The sequence below is a fragment of the Dyadobacter sp. genome (genome assembly GCF_017744695.1).
Taxonomy (GTDB): Bacteria; Bacteroidota; Bacteroidia; order Cytophagales; family Spirosomataceae; genus Dyadobacter.
This window is the reverse complement of the sequence record NZ_JAGIAS010000005.1, coordinates 446,632-468,724: the sequence shown is the minus strand read 5'-3', so window position 1 is coordinate 468,724 and position 22,093 is coordinate 446,632. Positions and strand designations below refer to the sequence as shown.

25 protein-coding genes are annotated in these 22,093 nt (G+C 48.9%); 14 read left to right on the top strand and 11 right to left on the bottom strand.

Annotated features, from left to right (window positions below; translation table 11 throughout):
• The gene (locus tag J7619_RS20355; RefSeq protein WP_291202857.1) at window positions 1-495 is read right to left on the bottom strand and encodes a GNAT family N-acetyltransferase; all 495 of its coding nucleotides are present in this window, start codon (window positions 493-495) and stop codon (window positions 1-3) included.
• Between the two features lie 119 nt (window positions 496-614).
• Here J7619_RS20355 and surE point away from each other — a divergent pair, with 119 nt between their 5' ends.
• Together surE and J7619_RS20345 are read left to right on the top strand one after the other, a co-directional pair.
• Entirely contained in the window at window positions 615-1,382 is a 768-nt protein-coding gene (gene surE / locus J7619_RS20350) for a 5'/3'-nucleotidase SurE (protein ID WP_291202854.1), read from the top strand.
• A gap of 14 nt (window positions 1,383-1,396) precedes the next feature.
• Window positions 1,397-2,965 carry a GH3 auxin-responsive promoter family protein gene (locus tag J7619_RS20345; protein WP_291202851.1) on the top strand — a complete coding sequence of 523 codons (1,569 nt, stop codon included), beginning with the start codon at window positions 1,397-1,399 and terminating at the stop codon, window positions 2,963-2,965.
• A 3-nt stretch (window positions 2,966-2,968) separates the two neighbouring features.
• Here J7619_RS20345 and J7619_RS20340 read toward each other — a convergent pair whose 3' ends face one another.
• Window positions 2,969-3,583, bottom strand: a complete 615-nt coding sequence (locus tag J7619_RS20340) for a LysE family translocator (protein WP_291202848.1) — start codon at window positions 3,581-3,583, stop codon at window positions 2,969-2,971.
• Between the two features lies 1 nt (window position 3,584).
• Complete coding sequence (locus tag J7619_RS20335) at window positions 3,585-4,139, bottom strand: NUDIX hydrolase (protein ID WP_223408026.1); 555 nt, start codon at window positions 4,137-4,139, stop codon at window positions 3,585-3,587.
• Window positions 4,140-4,177: 38 nt separating this feature from the next.
• Between J7619_RS20335 and J7619_RS20330 the strand changes: the two genes are divergently transcribed.
• Entirely contained in the window at window positions 4,178-5,191 is a 1,014-nt protein-coding gene (locus J7619_RS20330) for a cation diffusion facilitator family transporter (RefSeq protein WP_291202844.1), read from the top strand.
• A gap of 26 nt (window positions 5,192-5,217) precedes the next feature.
• A complete protein-coding gene (locus J7619_RS20325) occupies window positions 5,218-6,141 on the top strand; it encodes a sugar phosphate isomerase/epimerase (RefSeq protein ID WP_291202841.1) in 924 nt (307 codons plus the stop codon).
• A gap of 186 nt (window positions 6,142-6,327) precedes the next feature.
• Here J7619_RS20325 and folE read toward each other — a convergent pair whose 3' ends face one another.
• Window positions 6,328-7,017, bottom strand: a complete 690-nt coding sequence (gene folE, locus J7619_RS20320; protein WP_291202838.1) for a GTP cyclohydrolase I FolE — start codon at window positions 7,015-7,017, stop codon at window positions 6,328-6,330.
• Complete coding sequence (locus tag J7619_RS20315; RefSeq protein WP_291202835.1) at window positions 6,977-7,393, bottom strand: 6-carboxytetrahydropterin synthase; 417 nt, start codon at window positions 7,391-7,393, stop codon at window positions 6,977-6,979. The genes folE and J7619_RS20315 overlap by 41 nt, the downstream gene beginning before the upstream one ends.
• 362 nt (window positions 7,394-7,755) lie before the next feature.
• Between J7619_RS20315 and J7619_RS20310 the strand changes: the two genes are divergently transcribed.
• Genes J7619_RS20310 through J7619_RS20300 form a run of 3 tightly spaced genes read left to right on the top strand, consistent with a single transcriptional unit; the run spans window position 7,756 to window position 11,422 of the window.
• Window positions 7,756-9,051, top strand: a complete 1,296-nt coding sequence (locus J7619_RS20310) for a Gfo/Idh/MocA family protein (protein WP_291203061.1) — start codon at window positions 7,756-7,758, stop codon at window positions 9,049-9,051.
• Window positions 9,052-9,109: 58 nt separating this feature from the next.
• Complete coding sequence (locus J7619_RS20305) at window positions 9,110-10,333, top strand: sugar MFS transporter (RefSeq protein WP_291202832.1); 1,224 nt, start codon at window positions 9,110-9,112, stop codon at window positions 10,331-10,333.
• 6 nt (window positions 10,334-10,339) lie between these two features.
• Window positions 10,340-11,422, top strand: a complete 1,083-nt coding sequence (locus J7619_RS20300; RefSeq protein WP_291202798.1) for a mevalonate kinase — start codon at window positions 10,340-10,342, stop codon at window positions 11,420-11,422.
• Window positions 11,423-11,460: 38 nt separating this feature from the next.
• On the opposite strand, the gene J7619_RS20295 is transcribed toward J7619_RS20300, so the two are convergent.
• Genes J7619_RS20295 through J7619_RS20280 form a run of 4 tightly spaced genes read right to left on the bottom strand, consistent with a single transcriptional unit; the run spans window position 11,461 to window position 14,126 of the window.
• A complete protein-coding gene (locus J7619_RS20295) occupies window positions 11,461-11,832 on the bottom strand; it encodes a hypothetical protein (protein ID WP_291202795.1) in 372 nt (123 codons plus the stop codon).
• A 51-nt stretch (window positions 11,833-11,883) separates the two neighbouring features.
• Complete coding sequence (locus tag J7619_RS20290) at window positions 11,884-12,966, bottom strand: T9SS type A sorting domain-containing protein (RefSeq protein ID WP_291202792.1); 1,083 nt, start codon at window positions 12,964-12,966, stop codon at window positions 11,884-11,886.
• A gap of 4 nt (window positions 12,967-12,970) precedes the next feature.
• On the bottom strand, window positions 12,971-13,375 hold the full coding sequence (locus J7619_RS20285; protein ID WP_291202789.1) for a hypothetical protein: 405 nt from the start codon (window positions 13,373-13,375) through the stop codon (window positions 12,971-12,973).
• A gap of 22 nt (window positions 13,376-13,397) precedes the next feature.
• Entirely contained in the window at window positions 13,398-14,126 is a 729-nt protein-coding gene (locus J7619_RS20280; protein WP_291202787.1) for a hypothetical protein, read from the bottom strand.
• Between the two features lie 318 nt (window positions 14,127-14,444).
• Between J7619_RS20280 and ispG the strand changes: the two genes are divergently transcribed.
• Genes ispG through J7619_RS20265 form a run of 3 tightly spaced genes read left to right on the top strand, consistent with a single transcriptional unit; the run spans window position 14,445 to window position 16,994 of the window.
• Window positions 14,445-16,451 (top strand): (E)-4-hydroxy-3-methylbut-2-enyl-diphosphate synthase, encoded by a 2,007-nt coding sequence (ispG, locus tag J7619_RS20275; RefSeq protein WP_291202785.1) that lies wholly within the window; start codon window positions 14,445-14,447, stop codon window positions 16,449-16,451.
• 7 nt (window positions 16,452-16,458) lie between these two features.
• Window positions 16,459-16,638 (top strand): DUF6728 family protein, encoded by a 180-nt coding sequence (locus tag J7619_RS20270; protein ID WP_291202783.1) that lies wholly within the window; start codon window positions 16,459-16,461, stop codon window positions 16,636-16,638.
• Window positions 16,635-16,994 (top strand): MmcQ/YjbR family DNA-binding protein, encoded by a 360-nt coding sequence (locus J7619_RS20265; protein WP_291202781.1) that lies wholly within the window; start codon window positions 16,635-16,637, stop codon window positions 16,992-16,994. The genes J7619_RS20270 and J7619_RS20265 overlap by 4 nt, the downstream gene beginning before the upstream one ends.
• Window positions 16,995-17,026: 32 nt before the next feature.
• Here J7619_RS20265 and gldC read toward each other — a convergent pair whose 3' ends face one another.
• Both gldC and J7619_RS20255 read right to left on the bottom strand, forming a co-directional pair.
• Window positions 17,027-17,368, bottom strand: coding sequence for a gliding motility protein GldC (gene gldC / locus J7619_RS20260; protein WP_090157479.1), 342 nt, complete (start codon window positions 17,366-17,368; stop codon window positions 17,027-17,029).
• A 35-nt stretch (window positions 17,369-17,403) separates the two neighbouring features.
• Window positions 17,404-18,129 (bottom strand): DUF4197 domain-containing protein, encoded by a 726-nt coding sequence (locus tag J7619_RS20255; protein WP_291202777.1) that lies wholly within the window; start codon window positions 18,127-18,129, stop codon window positions 17,404-17,406.
• A 107-nt stretch (window positions 18,130-18,236) separates the two neighbouring features.
• On the opposite strand from J7619_RS20255, the gene J7619_RS20250 reads away from it, so the two are divergent.
• The 4 genes from J7619_RS20250 to J7619_RS20235 all read left to right on the top strand — a co-directional run bounded on the left by J7619_RS20250 (window position 18,237) and on the right by J7619_RS20235 (window position 22,090).
• Window positions 18,237-19,508 carry a competence/damage-inducible protein A gene (locus tag J7619_RS20250; protein ID WP_291202774.1) on the top strand — a complete coding sequence of 424 codons (1,272 nt, stop codon included), beginning with the start codon at window positions 18,237-18,239 and terminating at the stop codon, window positions 19,506-19,508.
• 64 nt (window positions 19,509-19,572) lie between these two features.
• The gene (locus J7619_RS20245; RefSeq protein WP_291202771.1) at window positions 19,573-20,883 is read left to right on the top strand and encodes a dihydrolipoamide acetyltransferase family protein; all 1,311 of its coding nucleotides are present in this window, start codon (window positions 19,573-19,575) and stop codon (window positions 20,881-20,883) included.
• Window positions 20,883-21,416, top strand: a complete 534-nt coding sequence (locus J7619_RS20240; protein WP_291202768.1) for a 5' nucleotidase, NT5C type — start codon at window positions 20,883-20,885, stop codon at window positions 21,414-21,416. The genes J7619_RS20245 and J7619_RS20240 overlap by 1 nt, the downstream gene beginning before the upstream one ends.
• Window positions 21,413-22,090, top strand: a complete 678-nt coding sequence (locus J7619_RS20235) for a response regulator transcription factor (protein WP_291202765.1) — start codon at window positions 21,413-21,415, stop codon at window positions 22,088-22,090. The genes J7619_RS20240 and J7619_RS20235 overlap by 4 nt, the downstream gene beginning before the upstream one ends.
• The last annotated feature ends 3 nt before the right edge of the window (window positions 22,091-22,093 follow it).

Below are 22,093 nucleotides of genomic sequence, written 5' to 3'. Positions count from 1 at the left end.
TCAGTTTAACGGTTTTTCGAGCACGTAATCGTTCATCCAGTAAGGGCCGATGGGAATGTCCTGCTCGTCGACGACCCGAAAACCCATTTTTTCGTAGAACGTTTTAGCCTTGTTATAGCGGTTCACGTTCAGCGACAGCACTGTTCCCCCCAGCGACTTCACGTAGTTTTCAGTTGCATGCAAAAGGTATTTACCAGCACCGGTTCCCTGCGTGGCGGGAAGCACATATATTTTGTGTAATTTGAACTTTCCCGGCTTCTCCTCCGACACTGACGAAAAGCCGACGGACGTTTCGTCGCTTAGCAGGATCATGAATTGCTGCCCGGACTGCATCTGGTCCGCGAGGGATTCGGGAGAATATATTTTTTCGAACATAAAATCGATCTGGTCCTTGCTAAGGATGTCACGGTAAGTGGGTTCCCATGTTTTTTCCTGGATTTCGATGATGGTCGGAATGTCCGCGACCGAGGCTTGTAGTGTTGCGAATGAAGGCATATTGCTTAAATTTGGCAGCTTGAAAAGCGCAATTAAATATTTATTCACTTAAAAACCATGTTACTGAGCCGGCAGACCAGATCGCACGAAGCAGCTAAGCACCCGATCAGTAGAAATATATGAAACCCCTCATTTTAGTTACAAATGACGACGGAATAACGTCAAAAGGAATCCGAACACTGGTTGAAATCATGCAGACGCTGGGCGAGGTGATCGTGGTCGCTCCCAACAGCCCGCAGTCGGGAATGGGCCATGCCATTACCATCGGTGAACCGCTCAGGCTTTATTCCACCCATATTTTTGATGATGTGACGGAATATGAATGCTCGGGAACGCCGGCCGATTGCGTTAAACTGGCTAAAAACTACGTGTTGCAGGACCGCAAGCCCGACCTCGTGGTAAGCGGCATCAACCATGGGAGCAACAGCTCGATCAGCGTGCTGTACTCCGGCACCATGTCGGCGGCTATTGAGGCGGCCATCGAAGGCATTCCCGCAATCGGTTTTTCACTTTGCGATTTCAGGGAGGATGCGGATTTCAGCCACGCTGTTCCCTACATCAAGTCGATTACGGAAGAGGCTTTGAAAAATGGTATTCCAAACGGTATTGCATTGAATGTGAACATTCCTGCTAAAACAGACCTGGCGCTGAAAGGCGTAAAAGTGTGCCGCCAGGCCCGTGCTAAATGGCAGGAGAAATTTGATTATCGCGTCGACCCTAATGGTCGCGGCTACCTTTGGATGGCCGGCGAGTTTGTGAATTTTGATACGGAAAAAGAAGACACCGATGTCTGGGCGCTGGATAACAACTATATTTCAGTGGTGCCATGTCAATATGATCTGACAGAGTATGAAGCGTTGAAAAAGCTATCGACCTGGGATTTGTAATTTAACCAACAGCTATGGCATTAGTAGGCAGTTTATTAAAAAAAGGCATCCATTTCAGCAACATCGTTGCCAACCGCCGCAAGGCAAGTTTACACCAGCAGCAGAAAAAGACCCTGGCCAAATTGCTGGCCAAGGCCAGATATACCGAGTTTGGCGAGAAGTACAATTTCGACGAACTGCTTTCCACCATTCTTTTCGGTGAAAAAGGGGCATTTTACGAGCTCTACAAGCGTACCGTTCCCGTGTACGATTACAACAAGATATTCAACGAGTGGTGGCACAAATCGCTGGAGGGTGAAAAGGACGTGTGCTGGCCGGGAACGATTAAATATTACGCATTGAGTTCGGGGACCTCGGAGGCCGCCTCCAAGCAGATTCCGGTGACGAAGGCCATGACAAAGGCTATTCAAAAGACCAGCATCCGGCAGATTCTTTCATTAGGTCACTACAAAGACCTGCCGCCTGATTTGTACGAAAAGGGATTCCTGATGCTCAGCGGCAGTACCAATCTGAACCCGCACGACACGGGCAGTCTGGCAGGCGATTTGAGTGGTATTCAAATCCAGCAGATCCCGCGCTGGTTCAGACCTTACTATAAACCAGGCCAGAAAATCGCGGCACAACGCGACTGGGGCCTGAAACTGGAAGAGATTACGCGCGTAGCGAGCGAATGGGACATCGGATTCGTCGTAGGCGTGCCTGCGTGGATCCAGTTGCTTTTCGAAAAGATCATCGCGCATTACAATGTGAAAAACATCCACGAAATCTGGCCGAACCTGCAAGTGTTCGCCCATGGAGGCGTTTCGTTTGAGCCGTATCGCAAAGGTTTCGAGAAGTTGCTGGGCAAGCCGATGACCTACATCAATACTTACCTTGCTTCGGAAGGTTTTATCGCTTACCAGTCCCGACCGGGTGCGGTGGGGATGGAATTGGTGTGCGATAATGGCCTGTTCTTTGAATTTATCCCTTTCACCCCTCAAAACTTCGATTCGGACGGTGTAATGCTCGATAACCCCGAAACGCTGATGATCGACCAGGTGGAAGAAGGAAAAGAATATGCATTACTGCTGTCGACTTGCTCGGGCGCGTGGCGCTACCTGATCGGCGACACGCTGAAATTCGTGGACAAATCGCGTGGCGAAATCGTCATTACGGGTCGCACGAAGCACTACCTTAGCCTCTGCGGTGAGCACCTTTCAGTGGATAATATGAACAAGGCGATCGACCTCGTTTCCCGTGAAATGGGTATTTCGGTGAAAGAATTTACCGTTTGCGGCATTGAGCACGGCAGCCTGTTCGCGCACGACTGGTACGTGGGCGTAGAAGAATCCAATGTAGATGCAGAGGTTTTGAAACAAAAAATCGACGCAAAGCTCGCGGAACTCAACGACGACTACGCCGTAGAACGCCGTCACGCATTGAAAGAAGTGTTCGTAACGGTCCTGCCCAACCAGGCATTCTACGACTGGATGGAGTCCAAGGGCAAGCTCGGCGGGCAGAACAAATTCCCCCGCGTCTTCAAGAAAGACCTGATCGACGATTGGAAAAACTTCCTGAGATCCGAAGGTTACATTAAACAATAACCCCTACTTCAAAAAATTGGTATAAGCAATCTGACAGGCGATGAGAATAAAAACCACGCCTGTCACTTTGTTAAACAGGGTCACCACTTTCGGCGTAAACAGCTTTTTGAGCCGGTGCGCGAAAACAGCGATGGCGCTTTCTACCAAAAACACGGCAATCACGCTCGCGGTAAAGAACAATATCACCTGGTTGAGGTTAAAATGCAGATTCGTGCGGATGTACGAGGCAATCGTAACCCAGCTGATGAAGTTCACCGGATTCAGGCCATTCAGCAGGAAGCCCGTCGTGAAATAGTAAAGGAAATTCCCGAAACGCGTTTGCGGTTCTGCGATCTGGGGCTGGCCTTTGATGATATTGCTTAACCCTAATGCAGTCAGAAATATCACACCCGCGCCGGCCATCCATTGCTGAAAATTGGGAATATCGGGCAGCAATGCAGTGCCGAAAATGGCAAAGAAGACGAAGATAATATCACAGATAAATACGCCGAAAGCGATTTTAATCCCCGTACGATACCCGTTATCGACGCTGTTTTGGACCAGTGAAAAAAATACGGTCCCAAAAGTAAGACATAATGCGACGCCCGTCAGCGTCCCGTAAAGTAGTGCTTGCAGCATATCAGATACCTTTCAGTCTCGCGGTCATTAATATGGCTGCAACCGAAAGCGAATCGGTGATTTCGGAGCGCATAACCATTTCTACCGCTTCTTTCAAAGGTAATTTCCAGACTTGCAGATCTTCGGTATCTTCCGGCTCGGCCTGATCTTGCGTGAGCTCCTCGGCAATGAACAGGAAGCCCTCTTCGTTAGTTGCCGAGTTGGATGTGTGAATGCGGGAGAGTTTCGTCCACTTGTTAGCCAAAAGGCCGGTTTCCTCTTTCAACTCGCGCTTGGCGGCGTCGAGCGGATCCGCACCCAGTGCACCGCCGCCCTCGGGAATTTCCCAGGAATATTCGTCGATTGCGTAACGGTACTGGCCTACGAGGTAAATGTTGTTGTCGCTGTCCACCGGGATCACCCCTATCGCCTGATTTTTAAATTTAACCAAACCGTAAATGCCTTTGTTGCCCGAGGGGTTAATCACGTCACGGTGACTGAGTTCCAGCCAGGCATTCTCATAAACGGTTTCCGACGATAGTGTTTTCCAGTTATTTTCAGTGGATATAACCCGCATTTTCTTAGTATTTTTGGCTTTTCATTGACAAATCTCAAATGCAAATAAACCAAAATAAGCTTAAACAACGTCTCATCATGCTGTCTTTTGTAGCCAGCATTCTGTTGACAGCATTAAAGTTTTTTGCATTCTATCTTACCTCTTCCAACGCCATTCTGAGCGATGCTCTGGAATCGATTATCAATGTAATCGCAAGTGGTTTTGCGTTTTACAGCGTTTACCTATCTTCTCAACCCAAAGACCGGAACCATCCTTACGGCCACGGCAAAGTAGAGTTTTTTTCAGCAGGTTTTGAGGGCGCATTGATCATCATCGCATCGATATTCATTGTGGTAGAGGCCGTGAAAAGACTAATGGACCCAGCGCCAATCGAAAACCTGGCGCAAGGCTCGCTGTTTATTGTTTTCACGATTTTTGTCAATACGGCCATTGGCTACAAACTGCTCACCGAAGGCCGCCGGGCGAACTCGCTGGCATTGGTCGCAGACGGGAAGCATTTAATGTCCGACAGCATCAGCAGCGTGGTCCTCATTTTAAGTGTAGGTTTGATCATGCTGACGGGCTATATGTGGATCGATAGCGTCGCTTCCCTTCTGTTCGGGCTTTTCCTGGCTTACAGCGGTTCGCAGCTGGTAAGCAAATCTGTGGCCGGCCTGATGGATGCCAGCGATGAGTTACTGCTCGATAAAGTGATCCGTACTTTAAATGAGAACAAAAAGAACGAGTGGATCGACGTCCATAATCTCCGCGCCCAGCAATACGGCTCCGACCTGCATATCGACTGCCACCTGACTTTACCCTATTACTGGGAATTGCAAAAAGTACACGAGACGATCCACGATTTCGAGAACATTCTGAAAGCACCGCAAGTGGGTGAAACGGAAATTTTTGTTCACGCCGATCCATGCGTATACCAATGTTGCTACTTTTGCAGGATCGACAATTGTCCCGTCCGCCAGCACGCGTTCGTGCAGGACATTGAATGGGACGCAGCAAAGCTCACCAAAAATGAGAAGCTGTACCGCGAAGCCAGAATCAATATTCAGGAATAATAATCAAATCTAAATTCTAACCAATCATGGACTTTTCTCGTCGCGATTTCCTTAAAAAGGCCGGAGCCACTGCGCTTGCGGCCTCTGCATTCACTGATTTGTTCGCCGAACCGGCGGCTAAAAAACTCTGGTTTGACATTTCACTGGCCGAATGGTCATTGCATAAGGCTCTTTTCGCGAAAAAACTGACTAACCTCGATTTCCCTGAACTGGCTAAAAAAGAGTTCGGTATCTCGATCGTAGAATATGTAAACCAGTTCTTCAAAGACAAAGCAGAAGATAAAACTTACCTCGCCGAGCTGCTGAAAAGAGCCAAAGACAATGGCGTGACCAACAACCTGATCATGATCGACGGTGAAGGCGGCCTGGGCGAACTCGACGCTGCGGTGCGTAACAAAGCGGTTGAAAACCACTATAAATGGGTGGAAGCTGCGAAATACCTGGGCTGCAAAACCATCCGCGTGAATGCACACGGTAAAGGTTCCGACGAAGAAATCGCGAAAGCTGCGGTGGACGGTCTGGGTAAACTGGGCGAATTCGCTGCCAAAACCGGCATCAATGTGATCGTTGAAAACCACGGTGGTTCTTCATCAAACGGCAAATGGTTGTCGGGTGTGATGAAGCAGGTGAATATGAAAAACGTAGGTACCCTGCCTGATTTCGGTAACTTCTGTATCAAACGTTCGGCCAACGGCTGCGAAGAATCTTACGACCGTTACCTGGGAACTCAGGAGCTGATGCCTTTCGCCAAAGGCGTGAGCGCGAAAACATACGATTTCGATGAAAAAGGCAACTGTATCGAAACCGACTACGCTAAAATCCTGAAAGTAGTAAAAGCCAGCGGCTTCAAAGGCATTGCAGGTATTGAGTACGAAGGAAGCAAGCTTTCCGAATATGATGGTATCAAGGCGACCAAAGCGCTCCTCGAACGCGTAGGGCCAACCGTGTAATCGCATCCGTAACAACAAGTGACAACACTTGACTATAAATGACAACACCTGACAAATAGCTTGCCAGGTGTTGTCATTTATAGCTCCTAAATTCACGCAAGACCGCCTATGTCACCCTGAGCGGAGTCGAAGGGTATTTGCATCGCGCCAATATGTTTCGACTGCGCTCAGCATGACATGATCGCCCTACATTCCGAGATAGGCCAAAAACTCCTTCTTGGTCGTTTCCTCCTCGAATTTACCGCCGTAATAGGCCGTAACTGTCGAGCTGCCTGAGTCGCGGATCCCGCGTGACTGTACGCACATGTGCTGCGCGTCGATTACCACGGCAACATCTTCCGTTTGTAATGCCTCTTTTAATTCGTTAGCGATTTGCACGGTAAGCCGCTCCTGTACCTGCGGGCGTTTGGAGTAGTATTCTACAATGCGATTCAGTTTCGACAAACCAATCACCTTTCCGCTCGAAATATAAGCCACGTGAGCCTTGCCGTAAATGGGCACAAAGTGGTGCTCGCAGTTCGAGAATACCGAAATATCCTTCTCCACAAGCATTTGGTTATATTTATACTTGTTATCAAAAAGGGCGATAGCGGGCTTGTTCTTGGGATCCAGACCGCTGAAAACCTCCTTGATGTACATTTTCGCAACCCGTTTCGGCGTGCCTTTCAAACTATCGTCCGTCATATCGAGCCCCATAATCTCCATGATATGGCGGAAATGCTTTTCAATAAGCTCCATTTTAAGCTCGTCCTCCATCGCGAACGCGTCGGCGCGGAGGGGTGTCTCTATTCCTGAAAACAAATGATCGTCACCAACCTCTTCAATGTCCAAAGCTTCACTGGACTGGATACTCGACAAAATTCCGTTCTGTTTCATATAGTCTGATTTTCAGGTCGAGACCTGCTTCAATTTTGGGTCTTATAATTGAATAAATAACGATCGCGATATTTTCTGCGGTCGGATTAAGGGTTTTGAATTCTACCACGTCGAGATTCAGGTTCCGGTGGTCAAACCGGTCGATAACGGATTCCTTCAATATGGCGCTCAACACTTTCATGTCGATCACGTAACCGGTTTCGGGATCAACGGGCCCCGTTACTTGCACGATCAACTCATAGTTGTGTCCATGAAAGTTGGGATTGTTGCATTTGCCGAAAACGTCCCTGTTCTTTTCCTCCGGCCAGTCCGGATTATGAAGACGATGGGCTGCATTGAAATGCTCCTTCCGGAACACCGCCACCTTTTGCACCATATTTTAAACCACTTAAAATTTTAATTTGCCTTAAATGTCGTTACAAAGTTTGTGTCCAACACATTTAAGGGTTCGAGCATGCTGTGAGTCGCTCTCAGAAGTCTCTTGCTTTGGGTAAACGCTGTAAGCTAGCAAATTGTTCACGGCATTCCTATTTAGTATTACCCGAAAGCGTTCGCAATGTCAATTTTTAATTAATAAAAAAATTTAAAAATCTGGCATTTGCGTGTAAATTGCAGCCCCGGACAGGGTAAGACCAAATAATCTTCTACCAACCTAGTCGCTAACTTTCAACAGATTCTGATATGGATAGACGTGATTTTCTGCAAAAAACAGCGCTGGCTGCGCCCGTCGCAGGGCTTATGCCATCGCTTCATTTGAAAAAAGAAAAACCGGCAGGAAATGTACGTTTAGGATTTATCGGCGTCGGGCTGCGTGGCCGGAATCATGTGGAGCAGGCGCTTTTCCGCCCGGATGTGGAAATCAATGCGATATGCGACATCGATCCCGAGGCCGTCAATATCACACTCGATAAGATCAAAAAGGCAGGAAGGAAAGCTCCCGCAGTGTATTCCAAAGGCGAAGAGGATTTCATGAACCTCGTCAAACGCGACGACCTCGACGGTGTGCTCATCGCCACACCCTGGCAATGGCACGTGCCGATGGCGCTGGCCTCGATGAATGCGGGAAAATATACCGCAGTGGAAGTTTCGGCGACTGTGACGCTGCAAGAATCGTGGGATTTGGTCAATACTTTTGAAAAGACCGGCTCGCATTGCATGATCCTTGAAAACGTGTGTTACCGCCGCGATGTCATGGCCATTCTCAAAATGATCCGCGAAGGTATGTTCGGCGAAATGACCTACGCGCACTGCGGGTACCAGCACGATTTGCGGGGAATCAAGTTCAATACCGGCAAAAGCAATGAAGGGCACGGTGTCGAATTTGGTGCAAAAGGCTTTTCCGAAGCTAAATGGCGCACCCAGCATTCAGTCGATCGTAACGGCGACCTCTACCCTACCCACGGCCTCGGCCCGGTGGCGCACTGGCTCGACATTAACCGGGGCAACTGTTTTACACATCTGACCTCCATGTCTACCAAATCACGCGGTTTACATAAATATATTGTAGACCACGGCGGCAAAGATCATCCCAATGCGAAAGTCAATTTCAAACTGGGCGATATTGTAACCACGATGATCCAATGCTACAATGGGGAGAATATCGTGCTGATCCACGACACCAATTCGCCACGCCCCTACTCGCTCGCATTCCGCGCGCAGGGGACGGAAGGCATCTGGATGAACGACGGCCACACGATTTACCTCGAAGGCGTATCACCTAAAGAGCACGTTGGCGAACCCGACAAACCCTATCTCGATAAAAACGACCACCCGCTTTGGACAAAGTATGCCAAAGAAGCTGAGAATGCAGGCCACGGGGGCATCGACTACTTTGTGCTACGCGGGTTTGTGGAAGCCATCAAACGTAAAACCGCGCCGCCGATCGACGTTTACGACGCGGCTGTGTGGAGCGCTATCAGTCCGCTTTCCGAACTTTCCATTGCCCGTGGAAGCTCGCCCGTTGAGATCCCGGACTTTACACGGGGAAAATGGCGAACAAACAAGCGGATTTTTGGCCTGAATGATGAATATTGAGTATTATAACAAACCAAAATAGATAATAACCTGAACAACCTTATCCAATACGACTTAAATGAGCAAAAAGAACAGTTACCTGGGTCCCCTCTTCATTATCGGCATTCTATTCTTTGTGATGGGTTTCGTCACATGGGTTAACGGAACACTGATCACCTTCTTCAAAAAAGCATTCTCTCTCGACAACACCAGTTCCTACCTGGTAACGTTCGCATTTTTCATTTCCTACACCGTCATGGCGATCCCGTGTTCGATGGTTTTGAAAAAGACCGGTTTCAAAAACGGCATGTCGCTGGCACTCGGCGTCATGGCTGTGGGTACGCTGATCTTCATCCCTGCCGCGGAAATGGCTTCCTATCCATTGTTCCTGGTGGGGCTTTTCACGATCGGTATCGGTCTAACGGTCCTTCAAACTGCTTCTAACCCATATGCAACGATCCTTGGGCCACGCGAAAGTGCTGCGCAGCGGATCAGTATTATGGGTATCGCTAACAAATCGGCCGGTATTTTCAGTCAGATCATCTTTGGTAAACTGCTTCTCGCGGGCGCATCCACAGGCGATCCCAAGGCGGAACTCGACAAAGTCGCGATGCCCTATCTGGTACTGACCGCCGTACTGATCGCACTGGCACTCATTATCAGAATGTCGAAAGGACTTGTGGAGGTGAGTGAAGAAGAGGATGATGCACCAGCTGCTGCTCAACAGGCCACAGCTCAGAAAACCAGCGTTTTGCAATTCCCTAACCTTGTGTTGGGAGTGCTCGCATTGTTCTGCTACGTAGGTGCGGAGGTAATCGCGGGTGACACGATCATCAGCTATGGCGTTTCACTCGGCTTTCCCGAGGAAGAAGCCCGTTTGTTCGGAACTTACACATTATATGGTATGATGACCGGCTATCTGCTGGGTATCGTACTGATTCCTAAATATGTATCTCAACAGGCATATCTTAAATTCTCAGCTATTCTTGGTTTGGTGGTAACCGTCATTGCTGTTAATTCTACCGGCTTCACTTCCGTACTTTGCATCGCGATCCTGGGTTTTGCCAATGCTGTGATCTGGCCTGCGTTATGGCCACTGGCGTTGAGCGGACTGGGTAAATTCACAAAAATCGCTTCTGCATTGCTCGTAATGGGTATTTCCGGCGGCGCGGTATTACCTTTGGTGTACGGAAGCATCGCCGACTCGATCGGCAGTACGCAGAAAGCTTACTGGATTTTGGTTCCACTTTATATTTATATGCTGTATTTCGGCTACATAGGCCACAAAAAGAAAAGCTGGTAGTTCACAATGAGGATTTCAACTCCCGGCCGCATTTGCCTTTTCGGGGAACACCAGGATTACCTGGGGCTCCCCGTGATCGCAGCGGCCATATCGCGTAGGATTAGCGTTGACGGCGGTTATCGCGATGATCAAAAAATAATATTGCATTTGCCCGACCTAGGCACCCAGGAAACGTTTTCACTCGACACAACTTTCCCTTACGTAAAGCCGCGCGATTACTTCCGCAGCACGATCAACGTTGTAAAAAGGAAGGGGCTTACGTTCTCAAAGGGCTTCGAAGCAACCATTCATGGCAATATCCCCATCAATTCGGGAACGTCCAGCTCATCGGCACTGATCGTTTCATGGGCAAAGTTTCTGGATCAATTGAGCGACAATCCGCTCAACTTTTCAAAGAAGGAACTGGGAGAAATTGCCAATGCGGCAGAAGTGCTGGAATTCGGTGAGCCCGGCGGGATGATGGACAATTATTCCACCGCCATTGGGAACGTCATTTACCTCGAATCGACGCCCGTCATCAAGGTAGAGGCATTAACGCCCAAACTCGGGACATTTGTACTAGGTGATTCGCTGGAACCCAAGGATACACTCGGGATCCTTGCCCGCTGCCGTTTTGGTATGGAAGAGGTGATCAAGATCGTCGCCGCTTACGACCCCGCATTCTCTATTTTTACAACACCTATTGAAAAAATCGGGGACTACAAATCAGTACTTTCCGACGATCAGCTCAGCCTGCTCAAAGCGAACATCGAGGACCGGGACATTCTGGTCGAGGGGAAAGCCCTGCTGATCGACAGCGCCGAAGACCATGCAAGCCAGAATTTCGATAGGGATTTCGGAAGTCTGCTCTACAAGCATTACCAGAACCTCCGCGACCACAAGCGTACCTCTACCCCGAAAATCGAACGTATGATGAACGCAGCATTGAATGCAGGCGCATTAGGTGGCAAGATCAACGGCTCGGGCGGAGGCGGCTGCATGTTCGCCTACGCGCCCACGCATGCGAAAGAAGTGGCCGAAGCCATCGAACGTGAAGGCGGGAAGAGTTATATCATTACAGTGGACGAAGGCACCCGGGTTGAAGGATAACCGACCCGGGCGACTTTGTCGCATCATCCAGTTCTCTATCATTTCGGCCCAGTCAAAACTGCTGCAAGCTTCATGTTATGCTGGAAATCGACATAATCAATTTCCAGTGAATCCAACGGTACTCCCGCGCAGTTGAACACGTGCCCAAGCGGTGTACAGCCAAATGGCGTCGTTATTGCCAAAAACTGCTGGTCATGATAAATGTATACTGCGGCATGGTAACCTCCTCCATTGAGCAAAGTGTATTTCTTCAAGTGGTCAACTATCCACGGAACCGTTTCTAATGATTCTTTGGTAAAACAGGGTTGATCGATATGCTCAAAACCGTCATTTTCTACGCACGCAACTGCTGCGAGTAACATACACATTAGCACAACGGCAATCTTTATCCTGGCTGTTATTTTGTTCATGGCTGGTTGGATTTTAAGTAACAAATTCAACTTTATGCATTGCAAATACCCTCATTTCCCAACCAGAACCCGTTTCGTATGCACCGTTCCGTCTTCGAAAGTTACCTTTAAGAAGTATGTCCCTTTCAATCCTGCATTCAATTTGACGGTCATGACATTTCCTTCTGTATTTGACAAGTGGTCTTGCAGAATCCGCTGTCTTTCATCCAGGAGCGTAATTTTCGTTATCCTAACCTTGCTGTCCAGATTTACAGCTTGAATATCCTCGGGAGATTCCGACGAAATTGTGATGATTTCATCCTCTTGCGCCGGGTTAGGATAAACCTGCATTTTAGCACCACTTGGCTTGAAGAAGGTAAACGAATACCTGGGAGCGCCGCAGAATGCGATGGAAAGACCGCCATTGTTAGAAGGACCATTGAATGTAAAATTCACCGTTCCCGAGCTCTGGTTATTGATAATCGTACTTCCGGCTGTTGAGGCGAATGTCGGTCCGGTATCCGGGTCGAGTCCCCAAAAGATTTGCATGTTGTGTGAACCCCAGGTGGTGTTTTGGAAACTTCCTGAAATGAGGTTACCGTCGAGGTAGACGCTTGTTAATGGCGGAGCGTATCTGCACGTCCAGTAGGTTGACGGTACGCCATATCCGGGCATAACATCGTTTGCATTATGCTTAACTAACGGTCCTGCACCCCATTTTGAAATATATTTACCTACATCATAAGTGGTTACAGCGGAGTGATCTCCGGAATATCGAACGCGAAGTTTGCCCTGAGTCCCATTATAGATGGTTTGAGTATAGCTCGGGTTCACACCAGATACATAGGGAGTAACTCCTCCATGTGTTACCTGATCGATACCAATTTTGTTTCCACCGGTCGAAACGTTCCACGCGTAACCATGACAATTGTACTGCCGAGTATAGTCATTCAACACAACACAACTCGGCCCATAGAATCCGTTTTTAATGTCATTTTGAAACGATTGGAGCTGAGCGTTGGTGTTTGGCCAGGCATCGAGGTATGCGAATAATGCACTGGGTGGCACTTGTACACCATTGGGAGTATTGACTTGTCCCCGGGTTTCTGCCGAGATGACCCCGAGAAGCAAAACATATGCTGTAAAGTATTTCATTTGATCAATATTTAGCTTCCAATAATACTGTCATTAATTTATTCTGCCCATAGAACTCGTTATAGTGAATGCTCACTTCACCAATCGTTTTCCCATCACAATTAAATATGTAAGACATAGGCGAGGAAAGTGCGGGATTCTCAAAAGCGAGATAATACTGATCTAGATACTGATACACCGCGACCCTTAAGGGCCCCTGGTTGGGAACCTGGAAAAACGCCAGCTGATCTTTTATCCAAGGCACTGTTTCAAGCGATTCTTTTGTAAAGCACGGTTCTCCAATTTCGTATTCCTTAATTTCAGCTTCCGTACAAGATCCGCCAATCAGTAGAAAGCCGATTACAATTAAGGAAACAAGCCTCGTTACAAGCACATTATGCCACGCACCAAATGATGTAAATGCTTTCATAACTCTTGATTTTTAGTACAACTCAATGATTTTTAATATACTCCGTAAACTTGTTCAGCAACAATTCGATTTGGCCCGAATCCCGCATAATCAATCGCTCCCGAAACTCCTTCATACGCTCCGCCTCATATTGGCTTTCCAGTTCCCCACCCCCCATCGAATATGTCACCTTGTCAAAGATGTAAGCGCTAACCGCATCCGAAATCCCACCAAAGACATCCCGGTAGCGCTGTTTAATGAGCAGCTGCGCGTGTAATCGCTTCAAAAAGTCGGTCTTTTCCTGTGGATACATTTGGCTCAAAAACTGCTCATTGCTCATCACTAGCTCTAATCCAATCCATTTCAGAGAATATGCACCCATCGCCGCACTGTCCGGCATTGTTTGAATCTTGCTAAAATCCTCCGTGAAATAGATATCGCAAGCAGCCTTCATCGCATCAGGCCGCTTCTTGAATTCCTCAAACCCATTGAAACCCTCCAATGCAAAACCCAGCCCTTCCACCGGACTGTCATGTGCCACATAACTCCGAAAAAACGGATGCTCCATCGTAATCAGCAGCAATTCCTCCGTACTTAGCGTTTTCAGGTCTATTCCTGTGATCTGACAGGCATTCTGCCGCTCCGCGACAGACGTAAGTGCGTTCCAGCATTCGGTTCCCGGCTTGCAGGGGTAATTCCATCGCAACGATGTTTGCGCGAACAGGCCGGATGAAAGCAAAGTAACGATCAGGCATAAACTGATTTTTCCCATATAGCTCTGGTTTACATGATGATTGAAACATACAGATGTCGCCCTCATTTGGGCAGAAAAACCGGAAAGTTGAGCTATTGATTTGCCGTGGACTGGCGGTGCCTGGCGAGAGCAAATATTTGACTTTTCAAATACAAAACATAACCATTTCAATAAGCAATGAATATCCGGCTGGAATTAATATGGGAACGGTAATGGCGTAGAAGATTTACGATCCGTTAAGCTAGGGTTACAAAGCCGCCAACGAAAATTGAAAAATGCACCATTGGCATTCCAATTGTGTTTTAGTTTTAAGACCTTTGTCGATATTACTATTCAATGACCGTGATCACACCTTCTGAACAAAAAACCAATATTTACTGCCCGTCGCTGACTGCCTATGAACGGCGGAAGACGATCTCGATCCATATCGGCGATCTCCCGATGGGCTCCGATTACCCGATCCGCGTGCAATCGATGACGACCGTCGATACGATGGATACGCAGGGCTCGATCGACGAGGTGATCCGGATGGTGGAGTCGGGATGCGAGTATGTACGCATTACCGCACCGAGCGTGAAGGAGGCGCAAAATCTTGAAAATATCCGCAACGGCCTGCGTAAAATGGGCATTCACGTGCCGTTGATCGCAGATATACATTTCACACCCAATGCAGCAGAACTGGCGGCACGCATTGTCGAAAAGGTGCGCATTAACCCTGGTAACTACGCCGATCGCAAACGTTTTGAAGTAATCGATTATACCGATGCTTCGTATGCCGCCGAGCTGGAACGGATCCGGGAAAAGTTTATTCCTTTGGTCAAGATTTGTAAGGAATATGGTACTGCCATGCGAATCGGCACCAACCATGGTTCGCTTTCGGACCGCATTCTGAGCCGATACGGCGACACACCGCTGGGTATGGTGGAGTCCGCACTGGAATTTCTGCGCATTTGTGAAGAATTCAATTATTTCAACATCGCGTTGTCGATGAAGTCCAGCAATACGCAGGTGATGGTGGAAGCCTATCGCTTGCTGGTGCAACGGCTGGATGAGGAAGGTTTGAAGCCCTACCCGTTGCATTTGGGGGTTACCGAGGCCGGCGAGGCCGAGGACGGCCGCATTAAATCGGCGGTGGGTATCGGTACTTTGCTTGAAGACGGCCTGGGCGATACCGTGCGTGTTTCACTTACCGAAGCGCCGGAAAAAGAAGCACCTGTGGCCCGCGCGCTGATCGAGCGATACACATCGCGGGCTACGCATGCGCCCATCGAGCCGATTGACCATTGCCCGATCAACCCTTTCCAGTATACGCGTCGCGATACGCGGGAAGTTTACAATATCGGCCATCTGAATGTGCCGCGCGTGATGGCCGACTATTCGAATATCGCGGTAGAACAGCTCGAAGATTTGAAAAGTATCGGGCATTTTTTCCTCCCGGTTCCCGACAAATGGGCTATGAATGACCAGGGTACCGATTTCATTTACACAGGCAAGAAACCGGTACCTTTTATGTTGCCAAACGGCCTGCGCGAGATTCTCGACTATCCGCAATGGCAGGTACATGCTGAAAAGCATACTAAATTCCCGCTTTTTGAAGTCTCGGACTGGCATGAGGCGGAAACGGATATTTCTTCCGAACTGAATTTTATCAAAGGGGATATCCACACATTCGATGAGCCATTTCTGAATGCGATTTCCGGCCAAAAGAATGTCGTACTCGTCCTGCATACGCATAATGCGCACGCAATGCCGGAAATGCGGCGGTTCTTTTACAAACTGACGGACTTGCATATCAAAGTCCCGGTAATCGTCCATCGAAGCTACGAAACGGATCTCGGCGATAAACTCACATTATATTCCGCGACAGACATTGGCGGTTTGCTGGTGGACGGATTCGGTGACGGGACATTGCTTTCGCCTGAATTTGCAGAAGGCACCGGACACTCCGAAAAATTGAAAGCAGCAGCTTCCTATAACAGCATTGCATTCGGCATTCTGCAAGCTGCGCGCACGCGGATGTCGAAAACGGAATACATCTCCTGCCCTTCCTGCGGTCGTACGTTGTTCGATTTACAGGAGACCACAGCGATGATCCGCAAGCACACAGAGCATTTGAAAGGCGTCAAGATCGGCATTATGGGGTGTATCGTAAACGGCCCGGGCGAAATGGCCGATGCCGATTATGGTTACGTGGGTATGGGCAAAGACAAAATTGCGTTGTACCGCGGGCAGGAAGTGATCAAACGGTCGGTGCATTCGTCCAAAGCGGTGGAAGAGCTGATCGAGCTGATCCGGGAAGATGGCCGGTGGATTGAGCCGGAGGAACGAGAAATTTTGGTTTAAAAATACAATGAAAAAATACTTTCAACTCGGTGAAGTGTTTTCCTACTTCATCCGCGTCTTCAAAAAGCGCGACCCGAATAACCCCGATTCGTTCAACCTGCGTATGATGCACGGGATCAACCGCATCTCGATTGTCATGTTCCTGATTTGTATCATTATTATGATTGTCAGAGCTTTAACACGATGAACCTCGAAACACTGCGGGAATACTGCCTGAAATTACCCGGTGTAACGGAAGAACTACCGTTCGGCCCCGATACGCTGGTTTTTAAAGTCATGGGAAAGATATTCCTGCTTACACCGCTGGATGCTCTTCAACACCAGTTCAATGCAAAATGCGACCCTGAAAAGGCCGAAGAACTAAGAGAAAAATATCCCGACGTGAAACCGGGATATCATATGAACAAAAAGCACTGGAATACCGTGTACGTGACGGGCAGCATTCCCAATGACGAGCTGTTCAGCTGGGTGAAAGATTCCTACGATCTGGTCGTGGCCAGTTTGCCCAAGAAGGCGAAGGAGGAATTAAAGAATATGGATTAACAAGAAAGAGCGGCTCTCACCGCTCTTTCCTGTTACTTGGCTGCTTTCATTTCTTCATCCAGGCGCTTGCTCAATGTATCGCACACGCCTTCGATCATATCGGCCATGCTGCGGTCGTTGGTAGCGGTCAGCAAGGTGTCCGCGATGCCGCTCATGAGTTCGATGTAGAACCGCTTCATTTCAAAAACCTCCATATCCTTTGTCCAGAGGTCGATTTTCAGCGTTCCCCGGTGGTAATGGTCCCAAACGCCGATCGCAATCGCACGGGTATCGTTAATCCCTTCGTTCGGGTTGTCCGTCGCATCCCAAAAGATCTTCTCCGGTATATTTTTTTCGTCCAGTTCAACGGTGAAATGTATTTCTGACTTTTTCATATTGAGGTGTTAATTTTTACAAAAGTAAGCAAAACTCACTTGCCTGCCTGACTGAACACTTTTTTAAGCAAATCAGTCACCCGCGCACCGGGATTCTCGCGAATTTTCTTTTCCTCCTGTGCAATCAGCACGTAAAGGCCATCGATTGTCTTTTGGGTCGCATACTGTTTCAAATCGGGGTTCACCTTTTTGACCAGCGGGATCTGGTTGTAGGTTTTGACGATGTCCGCGTAATATTCAGTGGCTTTATTGAGGTTCAAGGTACTGTCGACCACCGGGAAAAACGTTTTGAACAGCTCGTCATTGGTCGATTTCTTCAAATACTGGGTCGCGGCATCGTCCTGGCCCTTCAAAATGCCCAGCGCATCGGGTACCGTCATCGAAGTAATCGCTTTCACGAAAATCGGCTTGGATTTTTTGGCGGCGTCTTCCGCAGCGCGGTTGAGCGACAATGTAAATTTATCCACCTCAGCGCCCAGCCCCATTTTGCGCAATGTCTGCGCCACCTTTTGCGCTTCCGGCGGCACGGCAATTTTAATCAGTTCGTTTTTGAAGAAGCCATCCACCTTGGACGCCGATTCAGAACCATTGCTGATGCCGATATTCAATGCCTCCTTCAAGCCCTGAACGATCTCGTTTTCAGCGAGTCCTCCACTTTTGTTACCTCCTTTACCAAGCAGCTTTCCGAGGTTGAACTGTGCATGCGAAGTGTGTCCTAAAATGAGCCAAAACAGCGTTATCGAAAGGATTTTGTATTTCATTACAATAGAGTTTGTTAATATTTCACTACGGTTCAAACGTACTCAATAACGATTAATTTTACTTATTTTTGGGAAAATAACGGTCCCATTTAACCTGTTCTCAACCTATGATTTCCTCTGCCAGGGCTGAAATAATCACGATCGGTGACGAGATTCTTTTCGGCCAGATCGTCGACACGAATACGCAATGGATTGGCACCCAACTGACTGACATCGGTGTCCGTCCGGCAAGGAAAACATCTGTTGGCGACAACAGGCAGGACATTCTGGACGCGCTCACGCAAGCGAGCCAGCGCGTGAACATAGTGATCGTTACGGGCGGGCTCGGACCCACGCGCGACGATATTACCAAGCACACCTTCTGCGAATACTTCGGCACCGAACTGGAAATCAACCAGGATGCCCTCGCATTGGTGACCGAGTTTTTCGCCAAACGCGGCCGCGCCATGACCGAAATGAACACCCAGCAGGCGGCACTCCCCAAAAATGCTACCTACATCCCGAACCTCTGGGGAACCGCCCCGGGTATGTGGTTCGAAAAGGACGGGGTCATTTACGTTTCGCTGCCAGGTGTGCCGTACGAAATGAAGAATTTAATGGAGTTCGAAATCCTGCCAAGATTGAAAGCCCGGTTTTCGACCCACATTATCCAGCACAAGCAAATCCGGACCATCGGTATCGGCGAGTCCTTTCTCGCGGAAAAAATTTCGGCCTGGGAGGATGCATTGCCGGCCCATATCAAACTGGCCTATCTGCCGCATTTCGGCCAGGTGAAGCTCAGGCTCACGGGAACGGGAACGGATCAGGCAGTTTTGGAAAAGCAACTGGACGAACAGGTAGCATTAGTACTTCCCCTGATCGAAGAATATGTTTTCGGTTATGATTTGGATGAACTGGAAGCTGTGATCGGGACATTATTAATGAACCATAACGCCACTGTTGGTACAGCGGAAAGTTGCACAGGCGGGTATGTAGCAAATCAGATCACGAGCATTCCGGGCGCTTCGCGGTACTACGAAGGTTCGGTAGTGAGTTATAGTAATGATGTAAAAATGAGTGTGCTGGGCGTATCGCGCGAAACCCTGGATGCCTATGGCGCGGTGAGCGAGCAAACTGCGCGCGAAATGGCGGAAGGTGCAAGGCGTGTGCTGAACACCACATTCGCGATATCTACAACCGGTATCGCAGGCCCCGACGGTGGCACGCCTGAAAAACCGGTAGGTACCGTGTGGATCGCCTGCGCGACGCCGGAGGAGACATTTACCCAACTGCTGACATTAAGGAACAACAGAAAAATCAATATAGAACTAACCTGCTCCTACGCGCTCAACCTGCTGAGAAAAACCATTTTAAAAACTTCTCTCGCGGTAAAAGGCTAAACGAAGATCAGGACCATGGAGGTAACGAAAGCATGTTTTCCTTACCTTCGAAAAAACACCCAGTATGAAAATAGTTGAAATGGTAATGCCTCCGATGGGGGAAAGCATCATGGAATGCACCGTGCTACACCTGCTGGTGGAAGAAGGCGCGAAGGTGCGTATCGATGACTCCATCCTGGAAGTGGCTACCGATAAAGTAGATACCGAAGTACCCTGCCCTTACGAGGGAACACTCACCAAATGGCTCGTCAAAGTGGACGACGTGGTGCCGATCGGCAGCGCTGTGGCACAAATTGAAGTGGCCGATGACGTGGTTGCCCAGGATGCGGGGACACCCGCGCTCGTAGGCATGGAAGAAGAGGCTGATGCGACGGCCGTAGCGGCAACAGCAGCGGCGCTTGAAAAAGATTTCCAAACGGCTGTAAGCAGAACGCCTGAGCCGGTTTATGAATATGCCCCTGCCAATTCCTCGGTTAATTCCTTCTATTCGCCACTCGTGCTGAGCATTGCACGGGAGGAACAGATTCCGGTGGCTGAATTGAAGGTAATCAAAGGAACAGGTCTCGAAAACAGGGTTACCAAGGACGATATCCTCTCCTATGTCGAACACCGTCGCAAAAAAGGGCCTGTGATTGCCCCTGTTCCAGCGACGTCGCTGAACGGCAGCAATGAGATCATCGAAATGGACCGCATGCGGAAGATGATTTCGCAACGGATGGTCGAATCGAAAAGGATTTCGGCGCACGTTACCTCGTTTATCGAAACGGATATGACGCCTGTGGTCGGCTGGCGTGAGCATGTGAAAGCGGACTACCGCAAGAAAACCGGCGACAGCATTACATTTACGCCAATCCTGATCGAGGCGGTCGTGAAAGCCATCAAGGATTACCCGCTGATCAACATTTCAGTGGAGGGTGACAAGATCATCAAGAAGAAAGATATTAATATTGGAATGGCCGTGGCATTGCCGGATGGTAACCTGATCGTACCGGTCATTCATAATGCCGACCGCTACGACTTACCGGGGCTGGCACGCAAAGTGAACGACCTCGCGAAGCGCGCACGGGAGAATCGCCTGAAAGCCGACGACCTGGCGGGAGGCACTTACACCGTTTCCAACATCGGTGCATTCTCCAACCTGATGGGCACGCCAATCATCGTGCAGCCTCAGGTCGCGATCATGGCATTTGGTGCGATCAAGAAAAAACCTGCCGTGATCGAAACCCCGCAGGGTGACCTGATAGGTATCCGAAGCATGATGTTCGTCTCGCATTCCTACGACCACCGCGTCGTGGACGGTTCGTTGGGCGGCTTGTTCCTGAAACGTGTGAACGATTACCTCGAAAACTTCGACATTAGCCGAACCATACTCTGATGCTGAGATTGACCCTCGACATGGACGATGTACTGGCGAATACCCACGAAAAGCTGGTCGACATTGTCCTTGCCGATTTTTCGACCACTTTACACCGTGAGGATTTCCAGACCAAAGGTTTGAGGGAATTGCTGCATCCGAAGCAGCTATCGAAGTTACATAAGATAATGGATACGCCGGGTTTCTTCGCGGACATCCAGGTAAAAGAAGGAGCAATCGAAACGGTTCACCAACTTTCGAAATACTACGAGCTGTTCGTGGCGACGGCCTGCATGGAATTCCCGAATTCATTCCGTGATAAGTTCGATTGGCTCAAAAAACACTTTCCATTTATCCCGTGGACGAATGTGGTTTTCTGCGGGTATAAAAGCATTATCCAGTCCGATTACCTGATCGACGATCACGTACGTAACCTGGCGGCGTTCAAAGGCAAAGGCATTCTTTTTTCATCCCCACACAACCTCCGGGAAACCGCCTACAAGCGCGTTTCAAGCTGGCAGGAAGTGTCGGAACTATTCTTGCATAGCGTATGAAACTGTTACTGATAGAGGACGAGCCAAAAACATTGCAGTCTATACGGCAGGGGCTGGAAGAGAATGGATATGAAGTCGATATTGCTTATGACGGGCTGATCGGCAAGCAGCTCGCCCGCAGCAATGTTTACCAGCTCATTATCAGCGACATTATTATTCCGGGTATCAACGGTATCGAGCTTTGCCGCGAAATCCGCAGTTGGGGTGACGAAACGCCCATCCTCATGCTCACCGCGTTGGGAACCACCGATGATAAGGTAACAGGCCTCGATGCCGGTGCGGACGATTATCTTGTGAAGCCGTTCGAATTTAAAGAATTGCTCGCTCGCGTACGTGCGCTCACGAAGCGCGGATCCACAGTTTCTCACACGGCGCAGGTATTGCGTTTTGCAGACCTGGAAGTTTCACTGGATGCTAAAACTGTTTATCGTTCGGGAAATAAGATTAACCTGACGGCACGGGAATTCAATCTGCTGGTATACCTGATCCGCAATCAGGGAAGGGTAATCTCAAAGGTCGAGATTGCCGAGCAGGTCTGGGATATCGGTTTTGACACCGGTACCAATGTCATTGAAGTATATGTAAATTACCTTCGCAAAAAGATCGACAAAGACTATCCCGTGAAGCTCATTCACACCCAGTTTGGGATGGGTTATGTGCTCAAAGTAGAATAAGCT